The following is a 14,257-nucleotide window of genomic DNA, read 5'->3' as shown; positions in this document are numbered from 1 at the left end:
GCGCCCCGGCCCGCTCACGCGGCGGGCGCGGGCTTGATTCGCTTTGACGGACACCCCTGATCAGGGGTGTCCGTCAAAGCGAATCAAGCCCAGTCAGTAACGAGCGCCTGGAGGCCCGAGGGCAGGGCGGAGCAGGCGAAGGCTGACCTGAAGCAGGCCGTCGAGCACCGCAAAGCACTGACACCCTTGTCCGCCTTGTGTCGCCGTGACGTCCAGGGCCGACCGGTTCGATGGCGCGGAGCGGGGTGGGCCGGTAGCCGAGGGGGTGGATACGCCGGGGCGGCTCGCCGGGCGGGCGGCTTACGTCGACCTCGGCGCTCGTCGCGCTCTGACGGCGATGTCGCCTTCGACGCGGTCCGCAGCGCGGCGAGCCGGAGCGCGAGCGGTTCAGTGCGGGTGCGGGACCGGCCCGACCGCCGGGGCTGTGGATCGGGAAGCCGATCGGTGTGTCTGACGCAGTGTCGGTGCTCCTGCGGCTAGTGTCCTGGCACGGAGTCGCATCCGGTCGGGCCCGGCTGTCCATCCCGTGCGGGCGGCCGGGCCCCGCGGACCCGGCAGAGGGCGCGTCCGACGGCCCGGTATCGGCAGGCTCAGTCCGGCTCGGCGCTCCGTGCCCACCCGACGCTCCGCAGAACCGCGGATCGGGTGGGCGTGGTTGTGCTACGGACGAGTCACAGTCGGGTCAATGGCCGGGGGCCGCGCCCGGTCGCGTTCCAGACTGGCCGCATGATGTTGACCAACCGCGCCACCGGGCCCGCCGTTCGGGCGGCCGCCGGACTGACCGCTCTGCTGCTGGCCGTCCCGGGGATGGCGGCCTGTTCGGGGACGATGGTGGACGGCTCCACCCCGGAGCATCGTTCCGCCGTGCTGTACACGCCGGACGAGCCGCTGAACGACGCCCAGTTGAGAATCGCGGCCGACATCCTGCGGCGTCGCGCCGAGGCCAGTGGCCTGGACCGTGTGACGGCGGAGGTGGACGGTTCGGCGGTCCGGGTCTCCGCCGGGGGCGAGGCGGAGAAGGAATTGTCCGTCCTGGGTGGCCGCGGGGCGCTCTCCTTCCGTCCAGTGGTGGCGGTCGCCACCTCGGGTGCGCCGGTCGTCGGTACCGTGCCGGAGTCGCTTCGGCAGCAGTTCTCCGCACTCGACTGTGCGCGGGCCGCTGCCCGGTCGGCCGCGCCCGAGCCCGTCGCGGAGATGGTGGCCTGTGGCCGGGAGCCGGCTGCGGCTGGTGGTGGCGCCAGTGCGTTCGTCCTCGGCGCGGCGGTCGTGGACGGCGCCCAGATCGCCAAGGCGGTGGCCTTCGACAGCCCGCTGTCCGGCGGCTGGGTGGTGGAGCTGACCTTCACCGCCAGCGGCGGCAAGGCATTCGCGGATCTCACCGCCGCGTCGGCTGCCGGAACCGATCCTGCCGACCAGATTGCCATTGTTCTGGATGGCGCTGTCATCTCCCATCCCAGGGTCACGTCCGCGATCACCACCGGAACCGCGCAGATCACGGGTGGCTTCGATCATGCGCAGGCTGCGGCGCTGGCTGCCGAACTGTCCACCAGCCGGCTTCCCACGGCCATGCGGGCGAGCACCCCGTAGCGTCGGGGTCGGGGCGGTCCCCAGCAGCGGCGAAGGTGGGGACCGCCGACCTGGTGGGATCTCCGCCAGGATCGTGCCGGAAGTGTGCTCCGGCGCAGCGAGCCCGTTGAACGCACGGCCGACCGGCGACCGCTGTCGCGACGAGACGCTGCCACCGCGGGTGGGGCGGGACGCCGCGGCGCGCCTCGCGCCGTTTCCCCGGCCGCACCCGTTCCGGTCGGTCACCGGCGGGCCCGCCGCGTTGCCAGGCGCCCGTCAAACCTCCGACGGCGGGCGCCCACCGGTCCGAGGACGTTCTGGCAGCTGTGATGGAGGGCTCGCCAGGCAGACAGGCGCCGTCAGAGCGCGGTAGCCGCGCCGGGGCTCGGCGAGACCGAGGCGATGATCATGAACCCCGCTGGCGCGGTATACCGGTGGGTTTTCCGGCTCGGCGCTTGCGTCGGCCGTGGCTTGCCGTGTCGTGCAGTGGCGGAGTTGCTCGCTGCGCGGCTGGTCCCTCAGCGGCAGCCGGGGCCATGGAGTTCGGCCCAGACCGTCTTGCCGTTGGGGTGCGCCTGGTGGCCCCAGGCGGTGGACAGGCGCCGGACCATGAACAGCCCGTGCCCGGTCTGGTCCGGGCGGTGCCGCCGTGGTCGTGATGGCAAGGAGGGCGTCGGTGCCGGCGGGCGACGCGGTGAGGTACCACTCGGTCAGGTCCTGGCGTAACGAACCGCCGCAGGCAGCCCTGCCGCGGTGCGGGGCGCGCGGCCGGGACGCCACCCGTTTGCGCGGCGAGTCGTTTGCGCGGCGAGTCGTTTGGCGGCGGGGATCCGGGGTTACCCGGCATGGGTTACAGGAACCCTGAGGAGGACGACGTGGCGGAGCCCGGACCGGTGAAGAAGATCGTGGACAAGGTGGTCGAGGCCGCGGAAGGCATCCCATCCGGGCAGCGACCGCGGGTGCCCGGCGCCCCGGGCGCCGAGCCGCCGCAGGTAGCGGAACCCACCGAACCGAGGGCGCCACTGCCTCCCAAGCCGGATCAGCGGGCGCCCGCCCCGCTGTCCGCCACCGGGCGGGACACCGGAGCGCCCGCAGACGCGGCCTCGCAGAACGGCGGCTACCTGACGACCGCCCAGGGCGTTCGGCTGCCGGACTCGGACCACTCGCTGAAGGCCGGCCCCCGCGGTCCGGTGCTGCTGCAGGACCACCAACTGCGCGAGAAGATCATGCACTTCGACCACGAGCGGATCCCCGAGCGGGTCGTCCACGTCCGGGGCGCGGCCGCCCACGGCGTGTTCCGCGGCTACGGCACCGCCACCGGCGTCAGCAAGGCCGCCTTCCTCCACGAAGGGGTCGAGACACCGGTGTTCGTGCGGTTCTCCCCTGTGCTCGGCTCGCGTGGCTCCGCCGACACGGTCCGGGACACCCGCGGCTTCGCGACGAAGTTCTACACCACCGACGGAGTTTTCGACCTGGTCGGCAACAACATCCCGGTGTTCTTCATCCAGGACGCGATCAAGTTCCCCGACGTCATCCATGCCGGCAAGCCGCACCCGGACCGGGAGATCCCCCAGGCCCAGTCCGCCCATGACACGTTCTGGGACTTCGTGTCCCTGCACACCGAGGCCACCCACCACACTCTGTGGAACATGTCCGACCGGGGGATTCCCCGCTCCTACCGCATGATGGAAGGCTTCGGCGTCCACACCTTCCGCCTCGTCAACGCGGAGGGCGCGAGCACGCTGGTGAAGTTCCACTGGAAGCCGAAGGCGGCGTGCACTCCCTGGTCTGGGAGGAGGCACAGCTGATCGCGGGCACGGATCCGGACTTCCACCGCCGCGATCTCGCGGACGCCATCGAAGCCGGCTGCTTCCCCGAGTGGGAGCTCGGCATCCAGACCTTCCCCGACACCCCGGAGCAGACGTTCGCAGACATCGACCTGCTCGACCCCACCAAGATCGTCCCCGAGGAACTCGCCCCGGTTCAGCCGGTCGGCCTGCTCACCCTGAACGCCAACCCGACGAACTTCTTCGCCGAGACCGAACAGGTCGCCTTCCACCCCGGCCATCTCGTCCCGGGCATCGACGTCACCGACGACCCGCTGCTCGCCGGCCGACTGTTCTCCTATCTCGACACGCAGATCACCCGGCTCGGCGGCCCGAACTTCGCGCAGATCCCGATCAACCGCCCCCACGCGCCCATCAACGACATGCTGCGTGACGGCTTCCACCAGGACGCCGTGCACTCCGGCGTCGCCCCCTACAAGCCGAACTCGCTGGACGGCGGCTGCCCGTTCTTCGCCGGGCCGGGCGAGCACGCCTTCATCGAACACCCCGTCCCGATCGCCGCCGCGGCCAAGATCCGCGAGGCGCCCGCGTCGTTCGCCGACCACTTCAGCCAGCCGCGCCTGTTCTGGCTCAGCCTGAGCCCCGTCGAGCGCGAACACGTCATCGCCGCCTACACGTTCGAACTTTCCAAGGTCTACGAGCAGGCCATCAAGGAGCGGGTCCTGGAAGTCCTGGCGCGGGTCGACGAGGGGCTCTGCCGCCAGGTCGCCCAGGGGCTCGGCCTGCCCGCCCCCCAGGCGCCAGCCAGCGGCGTGGTCCAAGCCGCGCCGAGCCCGGCGCTGTCCCAGGTCGGGCAGCGGTGGCCGGCCACCGGCCGGGTGCTCGGCATCCTCACCGCCACCACCAGCGACGCGGGCGTGGTGCGGCAGCTGCGGGAGGCCGCACGCGACGCCGGGCTGATGCCGTTGATCATCGCACCCACCGGAGCGCCGCCGGCGGACGACCTCGCCGTGCAGCGGACCTACGCCGCGGCCCGGTCCGTCGAGTTCGACGCCCTCCTCGTGGCCGGCGCGCCCACGCGCGGCGCCGACGACCACGGCGCCCGGGACGCCAAATCCGGCGCCGTCGCCGGCGGCCAACCGGCCCTCGACTCCCGCGCCGTTCTCCTGGTCAACGAGGCCTACCGGCACGCCAAACCCCTCGCCGGCCTTGCGGATGCCCGCAGCCTGTGGGCGGCGGCGGGGGTCGATCCGCAAGCGCCCGGCGTGTTCACCGAGACCGACGCGGCACAGGCCGTCTCCGCCCTGGTGGAGCAGCTCGGCACGCACCGGGTCTGGGAACGCTTCCCGGCAACGGCGCACTGAGCCCTCGCTGCTCATGGCCTCGCCACCGCGGGCCCGCGACCGTCCGACGAGCGCACCCGCGCCGAAATCCGTTGCCTGCAGGATGCCGGGTGTGCCGCTGGCGCCGACAACTGCCGGTGCGCCCGGCTGTTTCGCCGCGCGCTGCTCCTGTGCGCCTGCACGTGCTCCCCTTGGCTCGGCCGGTGAGCAGACCAGGCCAGTCAAACGGGCCGACCGGGGGCGGGCGGTGGAACACGCCGCCCCGGATGCCAGGGGCCCGCCAGGACCGCCCATCGTCCGCGGCAGCCCGCGTGGTGCCGCGGCCGACCGCGTGACCGGGCGCCTCCGAGGCAGGGGCAGGCAGGGTTCGCTCCCGGCCGTCAGCGGCTGCCGGCGCGACCACATGGTGCACGTCGGCCGCGTAGCGAAGACTGAAGGTATGGATCCGGTCGAAGCGCTCCGCCGCATCGCCTTCCTCCTGGAGTGGCGTGGCGCCTCCCCCTACCGGGTTCGGGCCTTCCACACGGCGGCCGACGCCGTCCGCGATATGCCGCCGGGTCTGGTGGACGCGCAGGAGGCCAGGCGCCTGCGCGGTGTCGGCCCGGTGACCGCCGAGGTGATCGCCCAGGCGTCGATCGGCGAGACGCCCACCTACCTCGCTCGCCTGGAGGCGGAGATCGGGCCGGCCGCGACGCCGGGCTGGTTGCTGGTGGAGGCGAGCGAAGGCGACTGCCACATGCACTCGGACTGGTCGGACGGCGGCAGCCCGGTCGAGGAGATGGCGCAGGCCGCCCGCGCGCTGGGCCACAGGTGGGCCGTCCTGACCGACCACTCGCCGCGGCTCACCATCGCCCACGGTCTCAGCCCGGACCGGCTGCGACAGCAGATCGAGGTCGTTGCCGATCTCAACACCCGGCTCGGTCCCGGCTTCCGGCTGCTCACCGGAATCGAGTGCGACATCCTGGAGGACGGCACTCTTGACCAGGAGGAGGGCCTCCTCGCCCGTCTCGACATCGTGGTGGCGTCGGTGCACTCAAAGCTCCGATCGGAGCCTGGCCCGATGACCACCCGCATGGTCGCGGCGGTGCGTAACCCGCTGGTGGACGTTCTTGGTCACTGCACGGGCCGGATCGTCACCGGCCGCGGCCGCCCGCAGTCCCTCTTCGATGCGCAGGCCGTGTTCACCGCCTGCGCCGAGAACGGCATCGCGGTGGAGATCAACTGCCGGCCCGAGCGGCGCGACCCGCCGGACGACCTGCTCCGTCAAGCAGCCGAAGCGGGCTGCCTCTTCGCCGTGGACACCGACGCTCACGCCCCCGAGCAGCTCCACTGGCAGTCCTCCGGCTACGCCCGTGCGGCGCGCGCTGGCCTGCGTTCGGACAGGTTGGTGACGACCTGGGCCGCCGACCGGCTGCTCGACTGGGCCGCGCACCCCGGCCGCCGGTCGATGACCCGCTCCAGCTGACCTGTACCCACCGGCTCGCCTTGTTCGTCGCCGATGCAGCACCACGCCGCCCGGACTCCTCCTCGCGAGCGAACACGCTGCGAGCCCATTCCACGCCCACCACCGGCGCCCGCTCCTGCCAGTGGTCACCCGCCATCTGCGCCGACCACCCAAGGCACGGCCGGGTGCCGGGCCGGAGGTGGTGGCCCTCGTCTTCCTGACCGGCTTGCAGCTCACCTTCGCCGTCCTGCTGCTGGCCCTCAGCCTGCTGCTGATGCCCCGCTACGGCCTCACCGGCGTGGGCGTCGCGTGGCTGGCCATCGCCTGCGCCCTCGCGCTCTCCCCGGCCGCCACGGCCCCGCGCTGGCTGACAACTGACCACCACCGGTGGCGATGAGCCGGCACCCCGCCTCCGCCGCATCACAGGCGCCCACCGACGCCGGCATCACCCGGTCGCTGCGCAGGTTCGGACACGCCGCCGGCGCCTTGTGGCGCTCCAGCTCCCGCCCACGGAAATCACCCTCTCCTCCTGACCCTCAATGAAGATCAGGATGATCAGACGATCGCGAGGTGGGTCACCGTTGATCCGCCGTTCAGCGGTCAGTTTTCACCCGTCGCCGAGACACGCCCCCGTCGGGCCGGCCACGAGCTCACACGGCTGCTGGGCAGCCCCTTTACCGCGTTGCCCGGCCGACGAGCATCGTATGGGCCCGAAACGGGCCGTCCGGACGGCGAGAAGCCTGCCACCCGGCCCCGGCGACCCGACAGGTCGCCGACTGGCTCCAGGAACACCTCGCCCCGAAGGGGGTCGGCGTGGTCATCGAGGCCGAGCACACCTGCATGACCCTGCGCGGCGTCCAGGCCACCGGGTCCAGCACCGTCACCTCGACCCTGCTCGGCACCTTGCGCGACGACGCCCGGTCCCGCGGCGAGTTCCTCGCCCTGACCGGCCTGGCCCACTGAGGCCGACACCCGAAGGCCGGGCGTGTCACCGATCCGGAGGAGGGATGTCGAGCGGCTCGAGAGGCCGGGTGGCCGGACCCTGCAGCACCGTGCCGTCGGGCGCGAAGCGGGAGCCGTGGCAGGGGCAGTCCCAGCTCTCCTCGGCGTCGTTGAAGTGCACGGGGCAGCCCAGGTGGGCGCACCGTGCACCCGCCGTGTGCGGCCCGCCCTCTCGTTCACGGCAGACCGCGACCCGGTGGCCCCGGAACCGCACCATCGTGCCCTCGCCCCGTCCGAGGTCCTGGTCGTCCGGGATGGACGGCACACCGGTCCAGTCACCCACCAGGTGCCGGGCCACCTCGCTCTGGAACCTCACCAGCGCGGGTGCCTCGCGCCACGGATTCAACCTCCGGCGGTCGTGCAGCGGCGCCCACCGCGGCTCCCCGCCGGTGATCACACGGGCCAGCAGCCGGCCGGCCATCACGCCCCGCTCATGCCCCAGCCGTTGAAGCCGGTCGCCACGTGGACGTGCTGCGTGCCGACGTGGAAGCGGCCGACGTACGGAACACCCTCGGTGGTGGAGTTGTCCTGTGCGGCCCCACGGTGGGTGGGCCGCAGGTCCGGGAACCGCTCGCGGGCCTAGTCCGCCAGTGGCGGCGCCGCTCCCCACTGCTGCCCGGGGCGAACTTCTCGCCGGTGACGATCAGCAGCCACCGGTCCTACGCGTACGGGGCCGTGCGCACCGAGCGGGTGCGGTGCTCCGGCGTCACGTACATGCCCTGCGGGTCGGCGTCCGCCGGTACAGTGCCGGCGACGACCAGGTCCCGCACCGGCCGCAGGCGTGCGAACAGCAGCGCCCGGTCGAAGACCGGGTAGTGGCTAGCACGACCTCGGGGGCCGTCACCACCGTGCCATTCTCGGTGGTGATCCGGCACGGGCGGCCCTCACCGAGTCCGGTCGCCCGGGAGTGCTCGAAGATCCAGACCACCCTCGGCGGCCAGGTCCTCGGCCAGTGCCAGCAGATATCTGCGCAGGTGGAACTGCGCCTGGTCCGCCACCCGCACGGCTCCTGCCACTCGGAACGGCAGACCGGTCTCCTCGGTGAACACGGCGTCCAGCCCGGCCTCCGCAGCCGTGTCGGCCTCCGCCCGGAGCTCCTCCAGCGCGTCCGGCGACCCCGTGTAGACGTAGCCTGGCAGCTTCTCCGGCTCGCAGTCGACGCCGAGTCCGACGGCCGTGCAGGCGACGTGCTCGACCGCGTCCTGCTGTGACTGCGCGTACCACCGGGCCCGGTCGTCAATCGATGAAGATCACTGAAGGTGAAGGAAGCGCTGAACGTGGACGTCGACGGCTGCTCCAAGGCTGGACCGGACCCGCTCCTGGCGGGCACGGCGTGCGGCGCTCGTCCGCAGGTTTACCGGCTTGCTGTTCGGCGGAGCCGTGCCGGGTATACGCGCGCAGCACAGGGACACCGACGCGTTGGCTCGCTGGCCTATCTCGGGGCGGATCTCGGTGCGCCTGGCGGAGCGTCCGATGAGAGGAGAGGCGCGATGACTGTGGTGCCGCAAAGCGGGGGAGGTGCTCACGCGGCCGGAGGCGGAAGTACCGGCACGCTGTACTACGTCCTGGAGCTGATCCTTGATCGCGGTCTGGTCATCGACGTCTTCGTGCGGGTGTCCCTGGTGGGGATCGAGATCCTTAAAGTCGACGCGCGGGTCGTGGCGGCCAGCGTGGACACGTACCTGCGCTTCGCGGAGGCGTGCAACCGGCTGGACCTGGAGTCCGGGCGCCGGGCTCCGTCCCGGTTGACGGACCTGCCCGGCGATTTGACCGAGGGCGGCGCCCGCGGGAAGAGCAAGGGCGCGCTTACCGGTGCGGTCGAGACGGTGACGGACACGATCCGGCAGCGCACGCAGGACCGGGACGAGGAACCCGCCGGGAGGCCGCGCTCGGAGCGCCGCACCAAGTCGCGGGAGGAGTAACGATGGCCGTCTACGGCATCGCGTTCTCCTGGCGGTGGCTGGCCGGTTTGCTTGGCATCCGTCAGTGCTACCTCCACGAGGACGGCGTGATCGTGACCGGTCTCTTGGGCCGCGTTCGGGACGCGGTCGCGTGGTGTGACGTGGCCATGGTCCAGGAGGCCGGTGCGACGGGAATCCTCACGTCCTTCCGCCGATTCGAATTCCGGCACCGCACGGGATTTCGCTCGACGGTGATCGTCCTCCTCTCGATCCACCGCACGTTCGCGAGGGAACTCATTCGCCTCGCCAACGAGAAGATCGACGTCTCCCGGACCTGACCGGAGCGACAGGGCAGTGGGGGTGCGTCGCGCCCGGTCGGCCCCGCGTGAACAGGCTCCACACATCGGGCCGGCGGGATCGCGATCACCTTGGGAATCGGGTGGCGCCCCACGGGTGGACCCGTCGAGATCAGTCCGCAGGGCCGCTTCTCGCGCTGCGGCGGGTGCTGATCGGACGGCCGTAGGCGGCAGCGCGTTCGCGTACGGTGTGGCTGGACAGGCCCACACCTGACCTGCGGGCAGCGGCCCGCTGCCACGGGCGCGGGGCGGAGTCCGGCCCTCGGGCCGATGACACACCCGCACCCCTCGCACTCACCGCCTCGGGGCGGGCACCCGTACGTCGACAGCTGTGCCTTAGTCTTTGGTGTCATGTCGAACCCTGACGGGCTGCTCGTCGACATCGCCGCGATGGTCGAGTCCGAGCACAGCAATCAGATGTCCCTGACCGTGGTGGTCCCCGGCGCGGTGATCACCGGCAAGCTCGCCCCGGTGGAGCTGTGGTGGGAGCGGGTGGCGGAGGTCCTCCAGGCTTCCGATCACCTGAAGCCGTTCGCCGCCCTCTTCGCCCCGCCCCCCGACGGCCCTCCCGCGCGGCCCACCCACCTCCACCTCCACCGCGCGAAGATCCTGCAGGGCGACTTCGGGCTGCCCCACACCGGCGGCATGTATCGCATCGCCATCGAAGACATCAGCGCCTGGAGCGTCGGGGACCTCAGCTACTCCGACGCCTGACGTCCTCGCGTCACCAGGCGCGGTCAGCACCCCGGGCGGCGGCCGCAGCCGGCCGCACAGGGCGAACGAACAGCGGCTCCCCGGGAGACAATGCATGAACCCGGGGAGCCGCCACGATCCTCCCACCCGCCGCCGCACTGCCGACCCTGCCCCAGGTGCGGCCCGACCAAAGGGTGCGGCCGGTCGGCCAGTACCGGCCCGGTGTCTGTCGCTACGGCAGGTCCGGGTCCGAGTGGTGCCTGCCGGGGCGCGGCGCCTCGGTGACGATCTCGTACAGGCCGGGGCCGGCCTTACGGAACCATCCGCCCACCGCCTTCGCGAGCCGGGCCCGCTGCACGTCCACGCGGTCCATCGTGACGCCGGGCGGGATCTCCACGTACTCGCGGACCATGGCGATCTCCTCCGGCGTCAGCTCGGGTTCGGCCACGACAGCCTCCAACGGGGTTCGGCAAACCTTCAACCAAACTACCCAAAAGGTGGCATTTCCCCCAAGGTCATCGGCCCGGTGATCTGTCTCCGCGCGGATCGTGCGGAGACGGGCCAGGTCGGATCTGCCGGCCGGAGCACCCTCGGCGGGTGATTTCTGCCGCGGGTCCGGCCCTGTGGCCGCGGGCGGTGCGGCTTACGGCGCGGGCAGGGTCGCCCACACGGTCTTGCCGTCCGGCCGGAGCGTCACGCCCCATCCGGCGGCCAGCCGGTCCACGATGTGGAGCCCTGGCTGTGGGGCCGCTCCGGACAGAAGGGAAGCAGGGCCGGCGGGACCGTGCTCGGGCAGGTCACCGACACCGTGACACACCCGCCGGCGACATCGAGGTCCACACACAGCGGGCTGGCCGTGTGCTGGTAGGCGTTGATCAACAACTCACACACCACGAGGAAGACCTCCTCCGACAGCCAATCGTCCAGGCCAGCTCGGGCGGCGAGCACGCTGCGCGCGTAGGCCAGACCCGTCCGTGGCCCGGACCCGTTGGCAGGGGAGAGCGGGAGATGCCAGTGACGGACTCCGCCTTCGGGGCGTCTGTCCCAAGGGTGGCCGTTCAGGCCGAGATCCCCAATGCCGTGAACGACTCCGCAAAGGCGGAGTCGTCGGCCGCATCATCGCCGTCTACGACGGGCCCTGACAGCCACGCCCCGGCGGAACCGGCAAACCGCCGGGCGCAGCCAGCCAACGCCGTGCCCGACTGGGGCACGGTGGACACGACCGCACAGCACGGGGAGTAACAGTCCGACAGCCCCAAGCTGGAATGGTGTGCCTGCGGCACTGCCGGCTCGGCTACGCGACCGCGTTCAGCAGGTCGGCCACCATGTCCGGCCGCTCCAGCGCGATGAAGTGACCCGCCCCGGGAACCTGCGTGAAGTCGGCGGCGGGCAGCAGCGCCCGGTTGGCTTCCCGGTCCAACGGCCGGGACCAGTCCGTCTCCCGTAGACGAGATGGACAGGGGCCTTGACGTCGCGGTAGCGCGGACGGGCCGCGATGAGGCTGGACAGGTTCTGGTACACCGCCCGCGCGACGACCGGGTAGCCGGGACGGCCTCCGACCTTGAGGAGCTCCTCCACGTAGTCCTCCCTCAGGGCGCTCTTGTCGCCCAGGCCGCCCTGCAGGATCCTGCGCAGGGCGGCCTTGGGCTCCACTCCGGCGATCACCGGGCCCACCCCCGGGGCCAGGACACCGCTGACGACGAGACGGGCGAGGAGGCCGGACCGGGCGATGCCACCGCGGAAGTCGTAGGGGTTCACCGCGACGACGCGCCGGACGCGCTCCGGCAGATCGGCTGCGGTGCTCAGGGCGAGGACCGCCCCCATGGACTCCCCGACCAGCGTCACGTCGTGGAGGTCGAGTTCGGTCAGCAGCCGTTCGACGCCCGTGCGCATCGCGGGCTCGTCGTACGAGGCGCCGGGCACGATCTCGGAGTAGCCCATTCCCGGCAGGTCCAGGGCGTACGCGGTGTACTGGTCCGCGATCAGCGGGACCAGGAAGCGGAAGTGCTCTGCCTGTGTGCGCACGGTGTGCAGCAGGACCAACGGGGCGCCGGTGTCCTTGCCGCTGCGGGTCGAAGGCGCGGATCTCCTTGAGCTGCTGGCTCACGACCGGTGAGCCGGGGGAAGTCGCCGAGGCCTACGCCCAAGAGGGCCTGCAGGTCTCCCGCCTGGCCGTCACGCACGTCGCGCGGCGCTGCCGGGAGCTGAGGAGCGAGTACGAGGAGCGCCACCGCCGGTTGAAGAGCCGCCTCGTCGCCCTGTTCCTGGGCGCCGGGGAAGGGGGCAGCCGCCGTCGCGGTGCCGGCCCGCGATTGGCCGTAGGGGTCCCGTCAGGGGCGCCGGGGGCAAAACCGCGTCCCTACGGGTCCCCGCGGGTCGGCGTGCGGCCGCGGTGCGGGCGGCGGACCATGAAGCCGACGAGTGGAGCCGCCGTGACGAAGGAAACACCCACCCCGACCGCGGGCGATCTGGTCGTGCTGCGCAACGTCAACAAGCACTTCGGCGATCTCCACGTCCTCCAAGACATCGACCTCACCATCGCCCGTGGTGAGGTCGTGGTCGTCATCGGCCCGTCCGGCGGCGGGAAGTCCACGTTGTGCCGCGCCATCAACCGCCTGGAGACCATCGACTCCGGGGAGATCTCCATCGACGGCAGGCCGCTGCCGGCCGAGGGCCGCGAGCTGGCGGCTCTGCGGGCGGACGTCGGCATGGTCTTCCAGTCGTTCAACCTCTTTGCGCACAGGACCGTGCTCGACAACGTCACGCTCGGCCAGGTCAAGGTCCGCAAGAAGGACAAGAAGGCCGCCGAGGAACGGGCGCGCCGGCTGCTGGAGCGGGTGGGCGTCGCCTCGCAGGCGGACAAGTACCCGGCGCAGCTCTCCGGCGGCCAGCAGCAGCGCGTGGCGATCGCCAGGGCGCTGGCCATGGAACCGAAGATCATGCTCTTCGACGAGCCGACGTCCGCGCTCGACCCCGAGATGATCAACGAGGTGCTGGAGGTGATGCAGCAGCTGGCGCGCGAGGGAATGACCATGGTCGTCGTCACCCACGAGATGGGATTCGCCCGATCGGCCGCCAACCGTGTGGTCTTCATGGCGGATGGCCGGATCGTGGAGGAGAGGACACCCGATCAGTTCTTCGGCAACCCGCGCAGCGAGCGGGCCAAGGACTTCCTCTCGAAGATCCTGCACCACTGACCCGCGAGCACAAGGAACGATCACCATGGAACTTCGCAAGGTCACCCTCGCCGCTGCGGTTGCGCTCGGGCTGTCCCTGACGGCCGCCGGCTGCGGATCGGACGGCGGCGGCGCCAGCAGCGGCGCCAGCGGCGACCAGAAGGTCACCGTCGGCATCAAGTTCGACCAGCCCGGCATCGGGCTGAAGACCCCGGACGGCACGTACACGGGCCTCGACGTCGACGTGGCCACATACGTCGCCAAGGAGCTCGGCTACGACCCCGGCAACATCCAGTGGAAGGAGGCGAAGAGCGCCGACCGCGAGACGCTGCTCCAGCGCGGCGACGTCGACTTCATCGCCGCCTCGTACTCGATCACGCCCGCCCGCGCGGAGAAGGTCGACTTCGCCGGCCCCTACCTCCTGGCGCACCAGGACGTGCTGATCCGGGCCGACGACAACTCCATCACGAAGCCCGAGGACCTGAACAACAAGAAGCTCTGCTCCGTCACCGGCTCCACCTCCGCGCAGAACGTCAAGACCAAGATCGCCCCGAATGCGCAGCTGCAGGAGTACGGCGGCTACTCGGAGTGCCTGACCGGCCTGGAGAACGGGGTCGTTGATGCGCTGACCACCGACGACTCGATCCTTGCCGGCTACGCCTCGCAGCCGGAGTTCAAGGGCAAGTTCAAGCTCGGCGGCTTCAAGATGAGCAACGAGAACTACGGCATCGGCGTCCAGAAGGACAGCGAGCTCAAGGCGAAGATCAATGCCGCCCTGGAGAAGATGGTCGCGGACGGCTCCTGGGAGGCGGCCGTCAAGAAGAACCTCGGCCCGTCCGGCTACCAGAACGAGCCCGCACCGAAGATCGGCGTCATCGTCACCTGAGGCGCGCACTCCCCGGCGCGGCGCCCCGGGGCGGGGCGCCGCGCCCCGCCCCAGCGGTAGTCGGGTGGACCCGGGTAGACATTTTTTAGGGGGAGAAAATGCG

At 71.5% G+C, this 14,257-nt stretch carries 12 protein-coding genes and 3 pseudogenes; 11 read left to right on the top strand and 4 right to left on the bottom strand.

The features are described 5' to 3' along the window. Positions 1-726 precede the first annotated feature (726 nt). Entirely contained in the window at positions 727-1,587 is an 861-nt protein-coding gene (locus tag AB0P35_RS39245) for a hypothetical protein (protein ID WP_144298846.1), read from the top strand. 497 nt (positions 1,588-2,084) lie between these two features. On the opposite strand, the gene AB0P35_RS39240 is transcribed toward AB0P35_RS39245, so the two are convergent. After that, on the bottom strand, positions 2,085-2,231 hold the full coding sequence (locus tag AB0P35_RS39240) for a hypothetical protein (RefSeq protein WP_179419749.1): 147 nt from the start codon (positions 2,229-2,231) through the stop codon (positions 2,085-2,087). Positions 2,232-2,441: 210 nt separating this feature from the next. On the opposite strand from AB0P35_RS39240, the pseudogene AB0P35_RS39235 reads away from it, so the two are divergent. The 4 genes and pseudogenes from AB0P35_RS39235 to AB0P35_RS39220 all read left to right on the top strand — a co-directional run. After that, positions 2,442-4,717, top strand: a pseudogene (locus AB0P35_RS39235) (catalase). A gap of 418 nt (positions 4,718-5,135) precedes the next feature. Next, positions 5,136-6,161 carry a PHP domain-containing protein gene (locus tag AB0P35_RS39230; RefSeq protein ID WP_363520779.1) on the top strand — a complete coding sequence of 342 codons (1,026 nt, stop codon included), beginning with the start codon at positions 5,136-5,138 and terminating at the stop codon, positions 6,159-6,161. 121 nt (positions 6,162-6,282) lie between these two features. Next, a complete protein-coding gene (locus AB0P35_RS39225) occupies positions 6,283-6,537 on the top strand; it encodes a hypothetical protein (protein ID WP_363520776.1) in 255 nt (84 codons plus the stop codon). A gap of 362 nt (positions 6,538-6,899) precedes the next feature. Continuing rightward, positions 6,900-7,103, top strand: a pseudogene (locus tag AB0P35_RS39220) (GTP cyclohydrolase I); the annotation flags it as partial. Positions 7,104-7,128: 25 nt separating this feature from the next. Here AB0P35_RS39220 and AB0P35_RS39215 read toward each other — a convergent pair. Next, positions 7,129-7,563 carry a Rieske 2Fe-2S domain-containing protein gene (locus AB0P35_RS39215; RefSeq protein ID WP_363520772.1) on the bottom strand — a complete coding sequence of 145 codons (435 nt, stop codon included), beginning with the start codon at positions 7,561-7,563 and terminating at the stop codon, positions 7,129-7,131. Between the two features lie 394 nt (positions 7,564-7,957). Between AB0P35_RS39215 and AB0P35_RS39210 the strand changes: the two genes are divergently transcribed. The 4 genes from AB0P35_RS39210 (at position 7,958) to AB0P35_RS39195 (ending at position 10,113) form a co-directional block, all read left to right on the top strand. Then, complete coding sequence (locus AB0P35_RS39210) at positions 7,958-8,353, top strand: hypothetical protein (protein ID WP_363520770.1); 396 nt, start codon at positions 7,958-7,960, stop codon at positions 8,351-8,353. A gap of 279 nt (positions 8,354-8,632) precedes the next feature. Next, entirely contained in the window at positions 8,633-9,064 is a 432-nt protein-coding gene (gvpJ, locus tag AB0P35_RS39205) for a gas vesicle protein GvpJ (protein WP_363520768.1), read from the top strand. A 2-nt stretch (positions 9,065-9,066) separates the two neighbouring features. Next, complete coding sequence (locus AB0P35_RS39200; protein WP_363520765.1) at positions 9,067-9,381, top strand: hypothetical protein; 315 nt, start codon at positions 9,067-9,069, stop codon at positions 9,379-9,381. Between the two features lie 369 nt (positions 9,382-9,750). After that, positions 9,751-10,113, top strand: coding sequence for a hypothetical protein (locus AB0P35_RS39195; protein WP_095877616.1), 363 nt, complete (start codon positions 9,751-9,753; stop codon positions 10,111-10,113). 211 nt (positions 10,114-10,324) lie between these two features. Here the strand turns inward: AB0P35_RS39195 and AB0P35_RS39190 are convergent, their stop codons facing one another. After that, the gene (locus AB0P35_RS39190) at positions 10,325-10,540 is read right to left on the bottom strand and encodes a hypothetical protein (RefSeq protein ID WP_095877615.1); all 216 of its coding nucleotides are present in this window, start codon (positions 10,538-10,540) and stop codon (positions 10,325-10,327) included. Between the two features lie 846 nt (positions 10,541-11,386). Continuing rightward, a pseudogene (locus tag AB0P35_RS39185) lies at positions 11,387-12,147 on the bottom strand (alpha/beta hydrolase); the annotation flags it as partial. A 353-nt stretch (positions 12,148-12,500) separates the two neighbouring features. On the opposite strand from AB0P35_RS39185, the gene AB0P35_RS39180 reads away from it, so the two are divergent. Next, on the top strand, positions 12,501-13,289 hold the full coding sequence (locus AB0P35_RS39180; RefSeq protein WP_095877611.1) for an amino acid ABC transporter ATP-binding protein: 789 nt from the start codon (positions 12,501-12,503) through the stop codon (positions 13,287-13,289). A gap of 25 nt (positions 13,290-13,314) precedes the next feature. Next, on the top strand, positions 13,315-14,154 hold the full coding sequence (locus tag AB0P35_RS39175) for a glutamate ABC transporter substrate-binding protein (protein ID WP_095877610.1): 840 nt from the start codon (positions 13,315-13,317) through the stop codon (positions 14,152-14,154). Positions 14,155-14,257 lie beyond the last annotated feature (103 nt).

The sequence above is a fragment of the Kitasatospora sp. NPDC085879 genome (assembly GCF_040686255.1).
GTDB lineage: Bacteria > Actinomycetota > Actinomycetes > Streptomycetales > Streptomycetaceae > Kitasatospora.
The sequence above is the reverse complement of the archived record's forward strand: the minus strand, read 5'-3'. Positions and strand labels throughout refer to the sequence as shown.

Bases quoted from the DNA above. Each gene is read 5' to 3' on its own strand.
- AB0P35_RS39230 (WP_363520779.1), top strand. From the start codon at position 5,136: ATGGATCCGGTCGAAGCGCTCCGCCGCATCGCCTTCCTCCTGGAGTGG.
- AB0P35_RS39215 (WP_363520772.1), bottom strand. From the start codon at position 7,563: ATGGCCGGCCGGCTGCTGGCCCGTGTGATCACCGGCGGGGAGCCGCGG.
- AB0P35_RS39200 (WP_363520765.1), top strand. From the start codon at position 9,067: ATGGCCGTCTACGGCATCGCGTTCTCCTGGCGGTGGCTGGCCGGTTTG.
- AB0P35_RS39195 (WP_095877616.1), top strand. From the start codon at position 9,751: ATGTCGAACCCTGACGGGCTGCTCGTCGACATCGCCGCGATGGTCGAG.
- AB0P35_RS39245 (WP_144298846.1), top strand. From the start codon at position 727: ATGATGTTGACCAACCGCGCCACCGGGCCCGCCGTTCGGGCGGCCGCC.
- gvpJ (WP_363520768.1), top strand. From the start codon at position 8,633: ATGACTGTGGTGCCGCAAAGCGGGGGAGGTGCTCACGCGGCCGGAGGC.
- AB0P35_RS39175 (WP_095877610.1), top strand. From the start codon at position 13,315: ATGGAACTTCGCAAGGTCACCCTCGCCGCTGCGGTTGCGCTCGGGCTG.
- AB0P35_RS39180 (WP_095877611.1), top strand. From the start codon at position 12,501: ATGAAGCCGACGAGTGGAGCCGCCGTGACGAAGGAAACACCCACCCCG.